This window comes from Comamonas sp. SCN 65-56, from assembly GCF_001724135.1.
In the GTDB taxonomy this organism is placed as follows: Bacteria; Pseudomonadota; Gammaproteobacteria; order Burkholderiales; family Burkholderiaceae_C; genus Comamonas_C.
Genome location: NZ_MEDS01000005.1, coordinates 68774 through 85218 on the forward strand (window position 1 = coordinate 68774; position 16445 = coordinate 85218).

At 66.2% G+C, this 16445-nt stretch carries 13 protein-coding genes; all 13 read left to right on the top strand.

Going from position 1 to position 16445, the window contains the following annotated elements; genetic code table 11:
• Positions 1-52: 52 nt before the first annotated feature.
• On the top strand, positions 53-1105 hold the full coding sequence (locus ABS45_RS03545) for a GTP-binding protein (RefSeq protein ID WP_291553035.1): 1053 nt from the start codon (positions 53-55) through the stop codon (positions 1103-1105).
• Positions 1106-1293: 188 nt separating this feature from the next.
• Positions 1294-1785, top strand: coding sequence for an RNA polymerase-binding protein DksA (gene dksA / locus ABS45_RS03550; protein ID WP_291553037.1), 492 nt, complete (start codon positions 1294-1296; stop codon positions 1783-1785).
• A 37-nt stretch (positions 1786-1822) separates the two neighbouring features.
• Positions 1823-3523 carry an STAS domain-containing protein gene (locus tag ABS45_RS03555; RefSeq protein ID WP_291553039.1) on the top strand — a complete coding sequence of 567 codons (1701 nt, stop codon included), beginning with the start codon at positions 1823-1825 and terminating at the stop codon, positions 3521-3523.
• 52 nt (positions 3524-3575) lie between these two features.
• Positions 3576-4127, top strand: a complete 552-nt coding sequence (gene hslV, locus ABS45_RS03560; RefSeq protein WP_291553041.1) for an ATP-dependent protease subunit HslV — start codon at positions 3576-3578, stop codon at positions 4125-4127.
• 142 nt (positions 4128-4269) lie between these two features.
• Positions 4270-5610: an ATP-dependent protease ATPase subunit HslU gene (hslU, locus tag ABS45_RS03565; RefSeq protein WP_291553043.1), complete on the top strand. Its 1341-nt coding sequence runs from the start codon at positions 4270-4272 to the stop codon at positions 5608-5610.
• Between the two features lie 266 nt (positions 5611-5876).
• Complete coding sequence (mraZ, locus tag ABS45_RS03570; RefSeq protein WP_291553045.1) at positions 5877-6305, top strand: division/cell wall cluster transcriptional repressor MraZ; 429 nt, start codon at positions 5877-5879, stop codon at positions 6303-6305.
• 9 nt (positions 6306-6314) lie between these two features.
• Complete coding sequence (rsmH, locus tag ABS45_RS03575; protein WP_291553048.1) at positions 6315-7241, top strand: 16S rRNA (cytosine(1402)-N(4))-methyltransferase RsmH; 927 nt, start codon at positions 6315-6317, stop codon at positions 7239-7241.
• A complete protein-coding gene (gene ftsL / locus ABS45_RS03580; protein ID WP_291553050.1) occupies positions 7238-7537 on the top strand; it encodes a cell division protein FtsL in 300 nt (99 codons plus the stop codon). Before rsmH ends, ftsL begins: the two co-directional genes overlap by 4 nt.
• On the top strand, positions 7534-9285 hold the full coding sequence (locus tag ABS45_RS03585) for a penicillin-binding protein 2 (protein ID WP_291553052.1): 1752 nt from the start codon (positions 7534-7536) through the stop codon (positions 9283-9285). Before ftsL ends, ABS45_RS03585 begins: the two co-directional genes overlap by 4 nt.
• A complete protein-coding gene (gene murF, locus ABS45_RS03590; protein ID WP_291553054.1) occupies positions 9282-12209 on the top strand; it encodes a bifunctional UDP-N-acetylmuramoyl-L-alanyl-D-glutamate--2,6-diaminopimelate ligase MurE/UDP-N-acetylmuramoyl-tripeptide--D-alanyl-D-alanine ligase MurF in 2928 nt (975 codons plus the stop codon). Before ABS45_RS03585 ends, murF begins: the two co-directional genes overlap by 4 nt.
• Positions 12206-13384, top strand: a complete 1179-nt coding sequence (mraY, locus tag ABS45_RS03595) for a phospho-N-acetylmuramoyl-pentapeptide-transferase (RefSeq protein ID WP_291553059.1) — start codon at positions 12206-12208, stop codon at positions 13382-13384. The genes murF and mraY overlap by 4 nt, the downstream gene beginning before the upstream one ends.
• Positions 13381-15117, top strand: a complete 1737-nt coding sequence (gene murD, locus ABS45_RS03600) for a UDP-N-acetylmuramoyl-L-alanine--D-glutamate ligase (protein ID WP_291553061.1) — start codon at positions 13381-13383, stop codon at positions 15115-15117. The genes mraY and murD overlap by 4 nt, the downstream gene beginning before the upstream one ends.
• Positions 15114-16385 (top strand): putative lipid II flippase FtsW, encoded by a 1272-nt coding sequence (gene ftsW, locus ABS45_RS03605; protein ID WP_291553063.1) that lies wholly within the window; start codon positions 15114-15116, stop codon positions 16383-16385. Before murD ends, ftsW begins: the two co-directional genes overlap by 4 nt.
• Positions 16386-16445: the final 60 nt, after the last annotated feature.

Genomic DNA, 16445 nt, shown 5'->3' on the forward strand with positions numbered 1-16445 from the left:
ATCCGGCACGTGCAGCCCGCGTCGCCGGGCGTGCGTTTTTCCAAGGTCCGCCATGTCTCTGATCCCCGCCACCATCCTTACCGGTTTCCTCGGTTCCGGCAAAACCACCCTGCTCAAGCGGGTTCTGCATGAATCCCACGGCGAAAAAATCGCCGTGATCGAGAACGAATTCGGCGAGGAAAACATCGACAGCGATTTGCTCGTCACCGAATCCAAGGAGCAGATCCTGCAGATGAGCAACGGCTGCGTCTGTTGCACCATCCGCGAGGACCTGCGCGACACGCTGCGTCTGCTGGCGGCGAAGAAGCGCAAGGGCTTGCTCGACTTCGAGCGCGTGGTGATCGAGACCACGGGCCTGGCGGATCCGGGGCCGGTGGTGCAGACCTTCTTCATGGACGACGAGATTGCCGAGTCCTACCTGGTCGATTCGGTCATCACGCTGGTCGATGCCAAGCACGCCAATGAGCAACTGGACACGCGCCAGGAGGCGCGCCGCCAGGTGGGCTTTGCCGATCAGATCTTTCTCTCCAAGACCGACCTGGTGAGCGAGCAGGACAAGGACGCGCTGATCCACCGCCTCAAGCACATGAACCCGCGTGCGCCGATTCGCGCGGTGCATTTCGGCGAGGTGCCGCTCAAGGAGGTGCTCGATCTGCGCGGCTTCAATCTCAACGACAAGCTCGACGTCGATCCCGATTTCCTCAAGGCGGACGAACATGAGCATGAGCATCATGACCATGAGCACGAACATGGGCATGAACACGGCGAGCATTGCGCCCATCTGCACCACCACCATTACGACGACGATGTGAAGAGCTTCGTGTTCCGCGCGGATCGCCCGTTCGATCCGGCCAAGCTCGAAGATTTCATCGGGGCCATCGTCAACATCTACGGCCCGCGCATGCTGCGTTACAAGGGGGTGCTGGCGATGAAGGGCACCGAGCGCAAGGTGATCTTTCAGGGCGTGCACCAACTCATGGGCAGCGACCTGGGGCCTGAATGGGGCAAGAATGAGCCGCGCCAAAGCCGCATGGTGTTCATCGGCATCGATCTGCCCAAGGACATTTTTTTCCAGGGGCTGGAGCAATGCCTGGTGCCCGCCTGATGCCCTGTTGATGCAGCGGCCGCACGGCGAGTGTCGCACCGCGGGGTGCGGGTAAACGCGCATCCCTGCGGGGCGTCTATACAATCGCCGCCCGTCCGAGGGAGTGCGGCTTTCGCTTGTCGTGAACTGGGGTTACCATCCACCGCTACCTCCCGTATCCATTCCTTTTTTCGCCAGCGTACTGCACCATGAACACGACCCTGCAAAAATCTGTGGCGGCCGCCAAGAAAAGCCCCAAGCTGGCCAGCAACTGGAAGGCGAAGTCCGTCGAGGAGCTCACGGATGAGGATGTGCTCGCGATGCCCGAGAGCGAGTACATGGGCGAGACGCAGCTGGCGTTCTTCCGCCTCAAGCTGGTGGCGCTCAAGAACGACATCCACGACAACGCTGGCGCAACGACGGAAAACCTGCGTGAGGACACGGTGGTGGTGCCCGATCCGGCCGATCGCGCGACGATCGAGGAAGAGCACGCGCTGGAGCTGCGCACGCGCGACCGCGAGCGCAAGCTGCTCAAGAAGATCGAGCAGTCGATCGCCCGCATCGATGCCGGCGACTACGGCTATTGCGACGAGACCGGCGAGCCGATTGGCGTGGGGCGCCTCATCGCTCGCCCCACCGCCACGCTGTCGCTGGAAGCTCAGCAGCGGCGCGAGCTCAAGCAGAAGATGTTCGGGGATTGACGGGCCCGATGCCGGGCCGGCCACGGGCTGAGAGCGCATGACCAAGGAAGAAACGGCGCCAGGCGGCTTGTTGTCCAAGGTGGTGCGCTTTGTGCGCAATCCCACGGTGGATTGGTCCGAGCTCGACTCGATGGACGAGAGCCGCGAGGCCAAGATCAGCCGCCAGAAGCTCAAGGACATGATAGAGCGCAAGCGGCGCAACGATTTCGTGCGCAAGCGCGAGTTCGACCAATTGCGCAAACTGCGCCGCAAGGAGGCCAACCCCGGACTGGTGCAGGATGATACGCCGGTGCAGACCTCGTTTCTCGACACCGACGTCGGCGAACGCGAAGCCCGCGCCCAGACCTTGCTCAAGATCGATGCGATCGAGCAGCAGATGTCGCAGCAATGGTGGAAGGCGTCGGGGGCGACCGCACCAGCGGGCCTGCAGGCCGGTGGATCGAGAGCGCCTTCGCCCCCACCCCCGGACCCTGGCGCCGCGCCGGGGGAAACCACGCTGCCGCCATCCCATTCCGGCTCTGAAGCGGGCGCCTGGACCGATCCGCTGCAGGCCTTTGCGCCGACGATGCCGTCCAGGCTGCAGTCGCGCTCGGAGGAGGAAGAGCCGTCGCGAGCCTTGTTTCGAGAGGACAATGCGCCGGATCCATCGGTCTTGCAGGCACAGCCGCAGGCTGGCGACGCAACCAGCGCGCCAAGAGAGGAAAAATTCGTGCACGAACCCGACCTGGAAGAAGCTGCCATTCTGTTTGCCAACGCGGACTACGCGGGCGCAGCGCGCTGCCTGACCGATGTGCTGGTGCGGCATGCGCAGGATGACCCGGCGGATCAGCACGAAATCTGGATGACTTTGTTTGATCTGTACCGGGCGACGGGTCAGCAGGAGCCCTTCGATGCGCTGGCCATCGACTACGCGGCGCAGTACGGCCGCTCTTCACCCTTGTGGTTTTCCATGCCGGCACAGCTGGGCGTCGAAGCGGTGGCCGAGGAGCCGGCCGCTGCGCAGCGGGAGCTGGCCTGGAATGCGCCGGCCACGCTCGGGCAGCAATCCATGGCAGCGCTGCAGGCTTCGCTGGCGCGCTCCAGCCCGCCGTGGACCTTGAACTGGAGCCGCCTCACCGATATCGAGGCGGCGGCGCTGCCGGCGCTGACCGAGCTGCTTGGGCGCTGGGCCAACGAGGCGGTCGAGCTGCACTTCCAGTCGGTTGCCGTCTTGCAGCAGGTGGTGCAGGCCCGTACGGTGGCCGAAGACCGCAGCGTTGATCCGCAGTGGTGGCTGCTGCGCATGGCGCTGCTGCGCCTGCTGCGCCTGCCGGACGATTTCGAAATGGTGGCGCTGGATTACTGCGTCACCTACGAGGTGTCGCCGCCCTCATGGGTCGATCCCAAGTGCAGCCTGCTCGATGGCGCGGCGGCGCTGGAGGCGGTGCTGGAGAGCGATGCACCCGCGGCGGGTGCGGGCGCCGCGCTGGCCGAGCTGACCGGGCATATCGAAGGCGATGCGCAGGCGCAACTGGCCCGCCTGGAGGCCATGGCCCGACCGGGCCAGCCGCTGGTGATTGCCTGCGACCGGCTGATCCGCATTGATTTCGCCGCCGTTGGCTCGGTGCTCAACTGGGCGGCGACGCAGCAGGCGCAGGGCTGCGAGCTGCATTTTCACAACCTGCACCGCGTCATTGCCGTGTTCTTCAACGTGATCGGCATCAACGACCACGCCTGGGTTGAGCCGCGCAAGAATTGATGCCGTCGCCCCTGCCTTGCAAAGGCGGGCGACGCCCCCACTTTCGCCTGCTATGGAACAATTTCACGGCACCACCATCCTGAGCGTGCGACGCCAGCTCGCGGACGGCCGCATGCAGGTCGCGATCGGCGGAGACGGCCAGGTCACGCTCGGCAACATCGTCATCAAGGGCTCGGCGCGCAAGGTGCGCAAGCTCTACCACGACAAGGTGCTGGCGGGTTTCGCCGGTGCCACGGCCGATGCATTCACCCTGTTCGAGCGCTTTGAAGCCAAGCTGGAAAAGCACCAGGGACATTTGACGCGCGCCGCCATCGAGCTGACCAGGGACTGGCGCACCGACCGCGTGCTGCGCCGCCTGGAGGCCATGCTGGCGGTGGCGGATGAAACCGCCTCGCTCATCATCACCGGCAACGGCGATGTGCTGGAGCCCGAGCAGGGCATCGTCGCCATCGGCTCGGGCGGCGCCTATGCCCATTCGGCCGCCAAGGCGCTGCTGGCCAATACCGATTTGTCGGCGGTGGAAATCATCAAGAAATCGCTGGAAATTGCCGGCGAGCTGTGCATCTACACCAACATGCACCATACGATTGAAGTGCTTGAGTGAGGTCCGGCGTGGTGAGAGGTTCAGCGTTAGGCGCTGAGCGTTCAGCGTGAACTTCCATCAGCGCCCTGCCTCTTCGCACGCTCAACGCTCAACGCTCAACGCTCAACGCTCAACGCTCAACGCTCAACGCTCAACGCTCAACATGTCTTCCATGACTCCCCAGGAGATCGTCTCCGAACTCGACAAGCACATCGTCGGCCAGAAAGACGCCAAGCGCGCGGTCGCCATCGCGCTGCGCAACCGCTGGCGCCGTCAGCAGGTGGAGGTGGGCCTGCGCGCCGAGATCACGCCCAAGAACATCCTGATGATCGGCCCCACCGGTGTGGGCAAGACCGAGATTGCGCGGCGCCTGGCGCGCCTGGCCGATGCGCCCTTCCTCAAGGTGGAGGCGACCAAGTTCACCGAAGTCGGCTATGTGGGCAAGGATGTTGACGCCATCATTCGTGATCTGGCCGAAGTGGCCGTGAAGCAGACGCGCGAGGCGGACATGAAGAAGCTGCGCGCGCGTGCCGAGGATGCGGCGGAAGACCGCATTCTGGATGTGCTCGTGCCGCCGGCGCGCGGCGGTGGCTCCGAGGGCTCGCGCACCGATGAGCCGCCGGCGGAGAACACCGCGCGCCAGGTGTTTCGCAAGAAGCTGCGCGAGGGGCAGCTCAATGAGAAGGAGATTGAGATCGAGGTCGCCGATGCGCGGCCGCAGGTCGAGATCATGGGCCCCCAGGGCATGGAGGAAATGGCCGAGCAGCTGCGCGGCCTGTTCTCGCAGATGGGGCAGGAAAAGCGCCATACGCGCAAGCTGAAGATCACCGAGGCGCTCAAGATTCTGACGGATGAAGAGGCGGCCAGGCTGGTGAACGAGGATGAGGTCAAGCGTCGCGCGATTGCCAACCTGGAGCAAAACGGCATCGTCTTCATCGATGAAATCGACAAGGTGGCGGCGCGCCAGGAAACCAGTGGCGCGGATGTCTCGCGCCAGGGTGTGCAGCGCGATTTGCTGCCACTGGTCGAGGGCACGACGGTGTCCACCAAATACGGCATGGTCAAGACCGACCATATCCTGTTCATCGCCTCGGGGGCGTTTCACCTCGCCAAGCCCAGCGACCTGATCCCCGAGCTGCAGGGACGCTTCCCGATCCGCGTCGAGCTTGGTTCGCTCTCGGTGCAGGATTTCGAGGCCATCCTGACGCAAACCCACGCCAGCCTGGTGCGCCAGTACCAGGCGCTGCTGGCGACCGAGGGGGTCACGCTGGAATTCACCCCCGAGGGCATCACGCGCCTGGCGCAGATCGCCTTTGACGTGAACGAGCGCACCGAGAACATCGGCGCACGGCGCCTGGCGACCGTGATGGAGCGCCTGCTGGACGAGGTGAGCTTTGACGCCGCCAACCGTGCGGGGCAGAGCGTGGTGGTCGATGCAGCGATGGTGGACATGCGCCTGGCGTCGCTCAGTACCAACGAAGACATCTCGCGCTACATCCTGTGACCGACAGGGTCTGAATCGGGCTGTCTTCATGGATCACATGCGCAATGCGATCCAAGTGCTTGTCCATCAAGGTATTTTTTCGTTTTTGCCTTGAGCCGCAAGCGCTAAACCTTTGATTTCATTCACAAATTCTCAGGGTGAACCCCCTTGTGTGCGCCTGCTTTCCTGCTACAGTGCAAAAAAGTGCAATGAAGTGGTGAAAAGTGCCGTTTCAGCCCGAAAAACGGGCTGTGGCGGCTGCGGGTTGTTCGAGGGGTTCCAAGTCCGTGTTCCAAGGTGCGTCTTCGCTGAGTCTGGATGCCAAGGGGCGTTTGTCGGTGCCGACCAGGCACCGTGACGCACTGGTGGCCGCCGCTGCGGGCTCGCTCACGATCACCAAGCACCCCGATGGCTGCCTGATGGTGTTCCCGCGCCCGGCGTGGGAAGACTTCAGTGCCCGCATTGCCCAATTGCCGATGCAGGCCCAGTGGTGGAAGCGGATTTTTCTGGGCAATGCGATGGATGTGGACATGGATGGCACTGGCCGGGTGCTCGTTTCGCCCGAACTGCGCGCCGCGGCCGGCCTGGTCAAGGATGTGGTACTGCTGGGCATGGGCGCCCATTTTGAGCTCTGGGACAAGGCGACCTACGAGGCCAAGGAAGCCGCGGCCATGCAGGCGCCGATGCCGGATGTGTTCAAGGATTTTTCCTTCTGAGAGTGGCAGGTGGATCAGCAGCAGCCACACACCACCGTCTTGCTCGAGGAGGCGGTTGCCGCCCTCGTGGGAGACGTGCATGCGCCCAACGCGCTGTTCGTCGATGGCACCTTCGGGCGTGGCGGGCACAGCCGCCGCATCCTGCAATGCATAGGGCCGGGCGCGCGTCTGCTGGCGTTTGACAAGGACCCCGAGGCGCAGGCTCATGCGGCGCAGCTCACCGATGCGCGCTTTTCCATTCGCAAAGGCAGTTTCACGCAACTTGGTGAACTGGCAAGCGGCAGCGTGGCCGGCATCTTGCTCGATCTGGGCGTGAGCTCGCCACAAATCGACGCACCCGAGCGCGGCTTCAGTTTCAGGTTCGACGGGCCGCTGGACATGCGCATGGACCCGGCGCGGGGTGAGAGCGTGGGCCAGTGGCTCGCGCATGCCGATGCATCAGCGATTACGGAGGTGATTCGTGACTACGGTGAAGAACGGTTTGCTGGCGCCATTGCAAAGGCGATTGTTGCTCGGCGCGAGAAGCAGGGGCCTGTTCAGACCACTGCCGAGCTCGCCCACCTCGTGGCTGGCGCGGTCCGCACCCGCGAGCGCGGGCAGAACCCTGCGACACGGACATTTCAGGCTCTTCGGATTTTCATCAATGCCGAGCTCGAAGATCTCCGCGCGGCGCTAGAGGCCAGCTTGCGCGTGCTGGCGCCTTGCGGGCGGCTGGTGGTGATCAGTTTTCATTCGCTCGAAGACCGCATCGTCAAGCAGTTCATTGCCCGTCATGCGCGCGAGGAGGTCGATCGGCATGCTCCGTTCACCGCGCCGCGCGTGATGCCGCTCAAGGCCTTGGCGCGGGTCAAGCCGGGCGCGGCAGAGCAGGCGGCCAATCCGCGCTCGCGCAGTGCGGTGATGCGGGTGGCCGAACGCACGGGGGTGCCGGCATGACCCGGATCAGCATCGTGTTGCTGCTGGCGGTGATGGCCAGCAGCATGTGGCTGGTGCGGGTGCAGTACGACGCACGCCGCATCAACACCGAATGGCACCGCGCCAATGTGCAAGCGCGCCAGCTGGAGGTGGACCGCCAGCGTCTGCTGGTCGAAAAGCGCGCGCAGGCCACGCCGCTGCGCGTGGAGCGTCTGGCGCGCGACAAGCTGCACATGCTGACGCCGACACCGGCCACCACGCTGTATGTGGCGGCCGACGGCACGCCTCTGAATCCGATCGCGGGAGGCAAGCCGTGAGCCGCCACCGCGTCAATTACACGTCCAGTCCGCTGCTTGCCGCGCGCACCCCGGTCTGGCGCAGCAAGTTTGTGGTCGCGCTGGTGGCGCTGGGTTTTCTCGGTCTGGCGGCGCGCGCGGCCTGGGTGCAGGTCATCCACAGCGACTTCTTCAAGCGCCAGGGCGAGGTGCGCTTTGTGCGCACGCTGGAGTTGCCGGCGCATCGCGGCCGATTGCTGGACCGCAACGGGCTGATCCTGGCGTCCAGCGTGCCGGCGGCCAGCATCTGGGCCATCCCCGAGGATGTCGAGGACAAGGAGCCAGCGGTACGCGAGCGGCTCAAGCAGGCGGCCCGGCTCATGGAGATGCCGCTGGACAAGCTGATGGCCAGGTTTGCCGACGAAGACAAGAGCTTTGTCTGGATCAAGCGCCAGCTCGACTGGGATGTGGGCCAGAAGATCATGGCGCTGGGCATCAAGGGCATCTACCTGCGCAAGGAATACAAGCGCGAGTACCCCGAGGGCGAGTCGGTGGCGCATGTGGTGGGCTTCACCAACGTCGAAGACCACGGCCAGGAGGGCATGGAGCTGGCGTTCGATGACGCGCTGGCCGGCAAGCCCGGCTCGTTGCGCGTGATCAAGGACGGGCGCGGCCGGGTGGTGGCCGGTGTGGGCACCGAGACGCCGCCGGTGGACGGGCGCGACATCCAGCTTTCGGTGGACAGCAAGGTGCAGTTTTTCGCCTACCAGAAGCTGCGCGACACGGTGATCGCCAACAAGGCCAAGGGCGGCAGCGTGGTGGTGCTCGATGCGCACAGCGGCGAGGTGCTGGCGCTGGTCAACTACCCCAGCTACGACCCCGGCGACCGGCGCAAGCTGACCGGCGAGCAGCTGCGCAACCGCGCACTCACCGACACCTTCGAGCCCGGCTCGACGATGAAGCCGATCACCATAGGCACGGCGCTGGAACTTGGGCGGGTGAAGCACGACTCCATCATCGACACCAACCCAGGCAAGTACGCGATCGGCGGCTTCACGATTTCCGACACGCACAACTACGGTGTGCTCACCGTGGATGGCGTTATCCAGAAGTCGAGCAACATCGGCGCGCTCAAGGTGGCACAGCGCATGTCGCCGCAGGAAATGTGGACGGTGCACACCGAGCTGGGCTACGGCCAGAAGCCGCAGCTCGCCTTCCCCGGCGCGGCGAGCGGTCGGCTGCGCCCATGGAAAACCTGGAAGCCGGTCGAGCAGGCCACGATGGCCTATGGCTACGGCCTGTCGGCGTCGCTGTTCCAGATGGCGCGCTCCTACACCGTGTTTGCCAACGATGGCGAGGTCATTCCCGCCACCATGCTCAAGACCGGCGAGCGTCCGCACGGCATGCGGGTCTTTTCCGAGAAGACGGCGGAGCAGGTGCGCCACATGCTCTGGCTCGCTGCCGGGCCGGGCGGTACCGGACAGAAGGCGCAAACCATGGGCTATTCCATCGGCGGCAAGTCGGGTACCGCGCGCAAGCAGGTGGGCAAGGGCTACGCGGCGGGCAAGTACCGCGCCTGGTTCACCGGCATGGCGCCGATCGACAACCCGCGCATCATCGTCGCGGTGATGGTGGATGAGCCATCGGCGGGTGTGTATTACGGTGGCTCGGTCTCCGGCCCGGTGTTCAGCGAAGTGGTGCAGCAGACGCTGCGCCTCATGGGCGTGGCGCCCGATCTGGCGGTCAAGCCGCTGATCGTCTCCAACCCGATCGAGGAGCCGCTGCTGTGACGTTGCAACGGCTTTCCAGCGTGGATAAGGCACTGGCGTTTCTGCGCCAGCGCGTCGGCGGGCAGTTGCGCATCGACAGCCGTGCGGTCCAGCCGGGCGACGGTTTCATCGCGCTGCAGGGTTACCACGCGGACGGACGGGCGTTTGTGCAGGATGCGTTGGCGCGCGGCGCCGCTGCTTGTGTCGTCGAGGTCGAGGGCGACGCGGCAGGCCTGGTCGATGACGATAGGGTGGCAGCGCTCGCGGGGCTCAAGGCGCATGCCGGCGCCCTGGCCTCGCTCTGGCTGGGTGAGCCCAGTCGCCACCTCAAGGTATTGTCCGTGACGGGTACGAACGGCAAAACCAGCACCGCCTGGTGGCTTGCCCATGCGCTGCAAAAACTATCGAAACAAGAGCTGCTCGCGCTTGATGGTTGCGGGCTGATAGGTACTTTGGGTGTGGGAATTGCACCCGATCTGCAAGCCACCGGCCTGACCACGCCCAACCCGCTGCGCCTGCAGCAGGTGCTGGCGGATTTCGTGCGTGCGGGCGTCGGCGCCTGCGCCATCGAGGCCTCTTCCATCGGCATCGCAGAGCAGCGGCTGGCGGGCACGCAGATCGACACCGCGCTGTTCACCAACCTGACGCAGGACCATCTGGACTACCACGGCAGCATGCAGGCGTACTGGGAGGCCAAGCGCGCGCTGTTCGATTGGCCAGGGCTGCGTGCCGCGGTCGTGAACATCGACGACGAGCATGGGGCGGCGCTGCACCGGGTATTGGCCGCTCGCGCGCTGGACTTGTGGAGCGTGGCGGTTGATGCGCCTGCGCGGCTGCGGGCCGTCGATCTGCACCATGGCGCCACCGGTCTTGCGTTCACGGTGGTTGAGGGCGGTGAGCGCGTGCCTCTTTCCACGCGCCTGGTGGGGCAGTACAACGTCTCCAACCTGCTGGGCGTGATTGCGGCCTTGCGTTCCCTGGGCGTATCGCTCGCCGCCGCCTGCGGCGTGTGCGCTGACCTGGAGGCTGTGCCCGGGCGCATGCAGCAGGTGACCGAACCGGGCCAGCCGCTCGCGGTGGTGGACTATGCGCACACGCCCGATGCGCTGGCCAAGGTGCTGGCCGCGCTGCGCCCGCTGGCGCAAGGCCGGGGCGGGCGCCTGTGGTGTGTCTTCGGCTGCGGTGGCGATCGCGATGCGCTCAAGCGCCCGCTCATGGGCGCGGCAGCACAGCAGGGCGCGGACCGCGTGATCGTGACCAGCGACAACCCGCGCAGCGAAGAGGCGGCGGCCATCGTGCACCAGATTCTGCAGGGCATGATCGCCAGCCGCCATGTGCAGGCCGAACTCGACCGCGCGACCGCGATCGCGCAGGCCTTGGCGCAGGCCGATGCACGCGACGTGGTGCTGATCGCCGGCAAGGGCCATGAGCCCTACCAGGAAATTGCCGGTGTGCGCCGACCATTCTCGGACCTGGAGCAGGCGCGGCTGGCGCTGGCGCGGCGCGCGCCACAGCTGCACGAAATGGCCACGCTGCAGCAGGCGTGGGAGCTGATCCGCGCGCGGGTGCCGCAGGCCAGGCTGGTGGGCGATGGCGCGCTGGCATTCACCCGCGTACATACCGATACCCGCACGCTGGCGCCGGGCGATTTGTTCGTGGCGCTCAAGGGCGAACGCTTTGATGCCCACGACTTTTTGCCGCAGGCGCGCAGCGCCGGGGCGGCCGCGGCTATAGCGCACGGCGGGCTGGCGGCGGCGGGGCTTGCAGGCATCGAAGTGCCGGACACGCTGGCGGCGCTGGCGGCGCTGGCCACGGGCTGGCGCGCCCGGTTCGATTGGTCCTTGATCGCCGTGACGGGCAGCAACGGCAAGACCACGGTGACGCAGATGATCGCGTCCATCCTGCGCGCTTGGCAGGGCGATGCCGCGCTGGCCACCAGCGGCAACTTCAACAACGCCGTCGGCGTGCCGCTCACGCTCTTGCGCCTGCGCGCCGGGCACCGCGCGGCTGTGGTCGAGCTGGGCATGAACCACCCCGGCGAGATCGCCGAGCTGGCTGCGATGGCCCAGCCGACGGTGGCGCTGGTGAACAACGCGCAGCGCGAGCACCAGGAGTTCATGCACGGCGTCGAGGCCGTGGCGCGCGAGAACGGCGCGGTGCTGCAGGCCTTGCCGCCAGATGGTGTCGCGGTGTTTCCGGCGTTCGATGTGTTCACGCCGTTATGGCGTGAGCTGGCGGGCAGCAGGCGTTGCATCACCTTTGCGAGCCCCTCACTCCAGCCCTCTCCCCAAAGGGGTGAGGGCCGGCCTGCGCAGGGCTCCGACGTGCATTGCCCGCAGGCCCAATGGCAGGGCGATGCCTGGGCCGTGCAGATCGTCACGCCCCAGGGCGCTTTCGACACGCGCTTGCAGATCGCGGGCGAGCACAACCTGGGCAATGCGCTGGCGGCGACCGCCTGCGCCGTGGCCACGGGCGTGCCGCTGGCAGCGGTCGCCGAGGGGTTGGCGCAATTTCGCCCGGTCGCGGGCCGCTCGCGCGCGTTCACCATGCGCGATGGTGCACGTGAGTTGGTTGTGGTCGATGACACCTACAACGCCAACCCCGATTCGGTGCGCGCGGCGATTGACGTGCTCGCGAGCCTGCCGGCGCCGCGCCTGCTGGTGCTGGGCGACATGGGCGAGGTCGGCAGCCAGGGACCGGAGTTTCATGCCGAGGCCGGCGACTATGCGAAGCAGCATGGCGTGACCCGCCTGTATGCGTTGGGCGCGCTCACCCGGCATGCGGTGCAGTCCTTCGGCGCGGGGGCCGAGCATTTCGATGCGGCCGACGCGCTGATCGCCGCGACCCGCGCGGCGCTGCCCACCACTGGCAGCGTTCTCGTCAAGGGCTCGCGCTTCATGCGCATGGAGCGCGTGGTGCGGGCGATCGAGGAGGCGGCGGCATGATCTTGTGGCTCAGCCAATGGTTGCAGGGGCTCTCGCCCGATTTCAGTTTTCTGCGTGCGCTGCAGTACCTCACGCTGCGCGCCTTGCTGGCGGCGATGACGGCGCTGTTGATCGGCCTGATCGCCGGCCCGCGCGTGATTCGCATGCTGACCGCGCTCAAGATCGGGCAGCCGATCCGCGGCTATGCGATGCAGTCGCACCTCTCCAAGAGCGGCACGCCGACCATGGGCGGGGTGCTGATCCTGCTTGCGATCACGGTCTCGACGCTGCTGTGGTTCGATCTCTCCAACCGCTTCGTCTGGATCGTGCTGGCGGTGACGCTCTCCATGGGCGCGATCGGCTGGGTCGACGACTGGCGCAAGGTGGTGAACAAAGACCCCGAAGGCATGCGCTCGCGCGAGAAGTATTTCTGGCAGTCGGTGATCGGCCTGATGACGGCGCTGTACCTGGTGTTCTCGATCTCCGAGAACTCCAACGCGCGCGTGTTCGAGCTCTTCATCACCTGGGTGCAGTCGGGCTTTTCGCTCGACCTGCCGCCCAAGGCCGGGCTGCTCGTGCCCTTCTTCAAGGAAGTGAGCTATCCGCTGGGCGTGCTGGGCTTCGTCGTCATGACCTATCTGGTCATCGTCGGCTCAAGCAATGCGGTGAACCTGACCGACGGGCTCGATGGCCTGGCCATCATGCCGGTGATCATGGTCGGCTCCTCGCTTGGCATCTTTGCCTACGTCACCGGCAATGCGGTGTATGCCAGGTACCTGCTGTTTCCGCATATTCCGGGTTCTGGCGAGCTGCTGGTGTTTTGCGCCGCGATGGCGGGCGCAGGCCTGGCCTTTCTCTGGTTCAACACCCATCCGGCGCAGATCTTCATGGGCGACGTCGGCGCGCTGGCGCTGGGCGGGGCGCTGGGCACCATCGCGGTGATCGTGCGCCAGGAAATCGTGCTGGCGATCATGGGCGGCATCTTCGTCGTCGAGGCGATCTCGGTGATGGCGCAGGTGCTCTGGTTCAAATACACCAAGCGCAAATACGGGGAGGGACGGCGCATTCTCAAGATGGCGCCGCTGCACCACCATTTCGAAAAGAGCGGCTGGAAGGAAACGCAGGTCGTCGTGCGTTTCTGGATCATCACCATGCTGCTGTGCCTCGCGGGCCTGGCCACGCTGAAATTGCGATGAGCGACCTGCCCCACACCCCCATGGCTCCAATGCCCGCGGCGGCGCCTTCCAAGGCGGCCGAAGCGGCGCAATTCGTCACCCGCCTGTTTGCCGAGGTGCAGGCGCAGGACGATGGCCCCGCCGAGCCGGCGCCACTGGCGGACGCCGAGCAGAAGAGCGCCGCCGCGCCAGTGGCTGCGCCGGCGATCGCCGTGGGCGACGACTGGCAACCCCTGGCAGGCCAACGGGTGCTGGTGCTGGGGCTGGGCGATTCTGGCCTGGCGATGGCGCGCTGGTGCGCGCTGCGCGGTGCCGAGGTGACGGTGGCCGACACACGCGCAGCGCCGCCGCATCTGGCCGAGTTGCAGGCCGAATGGCCGCAGGCGGCGTTTGTCGCGGGGCCATTCACCGCTGCGCTGGCGCAGGGCCAGACCGTGGTGGCGCGCTCGCCCGGCCTGCCGCCGACCTTGATTGCTCCTGTTGTGGAAGCTGCTGGCGCATGCGGGGCCGAGGTTTGTGGCGAATTGGGCTTGTATTCGCAAGCGCTCAATGCGCTGCGCACTGAGTTCGGCTATGCGCCGCGGGTGCTGGCCATCACCGGCACCAATGGCAAGACCACGGTCACCTCACTCACCGGTCGGCTGGTGGAACATTGCGGGCGCAGCGTGGCCGTGGCGGGCAACATCGGCCCGACGCTGCTCGACACGCTGCAGCAGCATCTGGCGCAGCGCGCGCTACCCGAGGTCTGGGTGCTGGAGCTTTCGAGCTTCCAGCTCGATGGCGTACAGGGCTTCGAGCCAACGGCGGGGGTGGTGCTCAACCTGACGCAGGACCACCTCGACTGGCACGGCAGCATGCAGGCCTACGCCGCGGCCAAGGCGCGCATTTTCGGCAGCCAGGCGCTGATGGTGCTCAACCGCGAAGACCCGCGGGTGATGGACATGCTGCCACCGCCGGTGCCGGTGCCGGTGCCGGTGCCGGTGCGGCTGCAGAAGCCGCGCCAGCGCCCGCACCTGACCTTTGGCGGCGATCTGCCGCGTGCGTCCGGGGACTACGGCATCGAGCAGGTGGGCGGCATGGCCTGGCTGGTGCGCGCACTGGAAGCCGAAGACACCGGTCGGCGTGGGGCGGAGGTGCACGAGCTGCACCTGCAGCGCCTGATGCCGGTCGATGCGCTGCGCATCCGTGGCCGGCACAACGCGACCAACGCGCTGGCCGCTCTGGCGCTGGCACACGCTGCCGGCTGCCCGCTGGCGTCCATGCTCTACGGCCTGCGCGAGTACCGTGGCGAGCCGCACCGCGTCGAATCGATTGCCGTGATCGATGGCGTCGAGTATTTCGACGACAGCAAGGGCACCAATGTGGGCGCGACGGTGGCGGCGCTCGCGGGCCTGGGCGCCAGCCAGCGCATCGTCGTGATCCTGGGCGGTGACGGCAAGGGGCAGGACTTTTCGCCGCTGGCAGGGCCGGTGGCGCGCTATGTGCGCGCCGTGGTGCTGATCGGGCGCGATGCGCCGCTGATCCGCGCCGCGCTGGCGGCAACGCAGGTGCCGTTGATCGATGCACGGACGCTGCCGCAAGCCGTGCAGCAGGCGAGTGCGGCGGCCCATTCGGGCGATGCGGTGCTGCTCTCGCCCGCCTGCGCCAGCCTGGACATGTTTGACAACTACAAGCAGCGCGCGCAGGTCTTTGTCGATGCGGTGCATGCGCTGGCCGAAGCCCGCGGGCAGTCGCTGGCGGGAGGGAGCGCATGAGCACCAGCGTCAAGCCCGGGCTGCTGCAGCGCTTGCTTGGCGGCAGCCGCAAGGAGCAGGCCGAGAGCGTGGATCGCCTGCCGGTGCGCATCGGCGGCATGGAGTTGCGGCGCACCGCCGCCGTGCCGGCGCGCGTGCTCGGCTTTGACCAGTCGCTGCTGTGGGTGGTGGTGTTGCTGCTCGCGTTCAGCGTGGTGATGGTCTATTCCGCCTCGATCGCGATGCAGGACAACCCCCGCTTTGGCCACATCACCGCGACCACCTTCGTGGTGCGCCATGTGGCGGCGATCGCCGTCGGTTTTGTGGCGGCGCTGCTGGCTTTCCAGATTTCGATGGACACCTGGGAGCGCCTTGCACCCTGGTTGTTCATCGCCTCCATCGCGCTGCTCGTCGTGGTGCTGATTCCGCATGTGGGTACGGTGGTCAATGGCGCGCGGCGCTGGCTCAGCCTCGGCGTGATGAATTTCCAGCCTTCGGAGCTGGCCAAGTTCGCGGTGCTGATCTACGCCGCCGGCTACATGGTGCGGCGCCTGGAGATGAAGGAGCGCTTCTTTCGCGCGGTGCTGCCGATGGCGGCGGCAGTGGCGATCGTTGGCGGCCTGCTGCTGGCCGAGCCGGACATGGGTGCGTTCATGGTGATCGCGGTGATCGCCATGGGCATCCTGTTCCTGGGCGGCGTGAACGCGCGCATGTTCTTCCTGATTGCGCTGATTCTGGTCGCGGCGTTCGCGCTGATGATCTGGACCTCACCCTGGCGGCGCGAGCGCATCTTTGCCTACCTCGACCCGTTCAGCGAGGACCACGCGCTGGGCAAGGGCTACCAGCTCTCGCATGCGCTGATCGCCATCGGGCGCGGCGAGGTGTTTGGCGTTGGTCTTGGCGGCAGTGTGGAAAAACTCAACTGGCTGCCTGAGGCGCACACCGATTTCCTGCTGGCGGTGATCGGCGAGGAGTTCGGCCTCGTGGGCGTGCTCACGCTCATCGTCGCCTTCCTCTGGCTCACGCGTCGCATCATGCTGATCGGTCGTCAGGCAATCGCGCTTGATCGCGTGTTCTCCGGCCTGGTGGCCGAGGGCGTGGCGGTGTGGGTGGGCTTTCAGGCCTTCATCAACGTCGGCGTGAACCTGGGCGCGCTGCCGACCAAGGGCTTGACCTTGCCCCTGATGAGTTACGGCGGCTCGGCGATCCTGATGAATCTGGTGGCGCTGGCGGTGGTGCTGCGGGTCGATTACGAAAACAAGCTACTCATGCGCGGAGGCCGCGTATGAGTAGCTTGTTTCACCAAAACAAGTTGCGCATGGCGCAGCCATGCAAGGCGCGCAGCGCCT

Bases quoted from the DNA above. Each gene is read 5' to 3' on its own strand.
- ABS45_RS03545 (WP_291553035.1), top strand. From the start codon at position 53: ATGTCTCTGATCCCCGCCACCATCCTTACCGGTTTCCTCGGTTCCGGC.
- dksA (WP_291553037.1), top strand. From the start codon at position 1,294: ATGAACACGACCCTGCAAAAATCTGTGGCGGCCGCCAAGAAAAGCCCC.
- ABS45_RS03555 (WP_291553039.1), top strand. From the start codon at position 1,823: ATGACCAAGGAAGAAACGGCGCCAGGCGGCTTGTTGTCCAAGGTGGTG.
- hslV (WP_291553041.1), top strand. From the start codon at position 3,576: ATGGAACAATTTCACGGCACCACCATCCTGAGCGTGCGACGCCAGCTC.
- hslU (WP_291553043.1), top strand. From the start codon at position 4,270: ATGTCTTCCATGACTCCCCAGGAGATCGTCTCCGAACTCGACAAGCAC.
- ftsL (WP_291553050.1), top strand. From the start codon at position 7,238: ATGACCCGGATCAGCATCGTGTTGCTGCTGGCGGTGATGGCCAGCAGC.
- mraY (WP_291553059.1), top strand. From the start codon at position 12,206: ATGATCTTGTGGCTCAGCCAATGGTTGCAGGGGCTCTCGCCCGATTTC.
- murD (WP_291553061.1), top strand. From the start codon at position 13,381: ATGAGCGACCTGCCCCACACCCCCATGGCTCCAATGCCCGCGGCGGCG.
- ftsW (WP_291553063.1), top strand. From the start codon at position 15,114: ATGAGCACCAGCGTCAAGCCCGGGCTGCTGCAGCGCTTGCTTGGCGGC.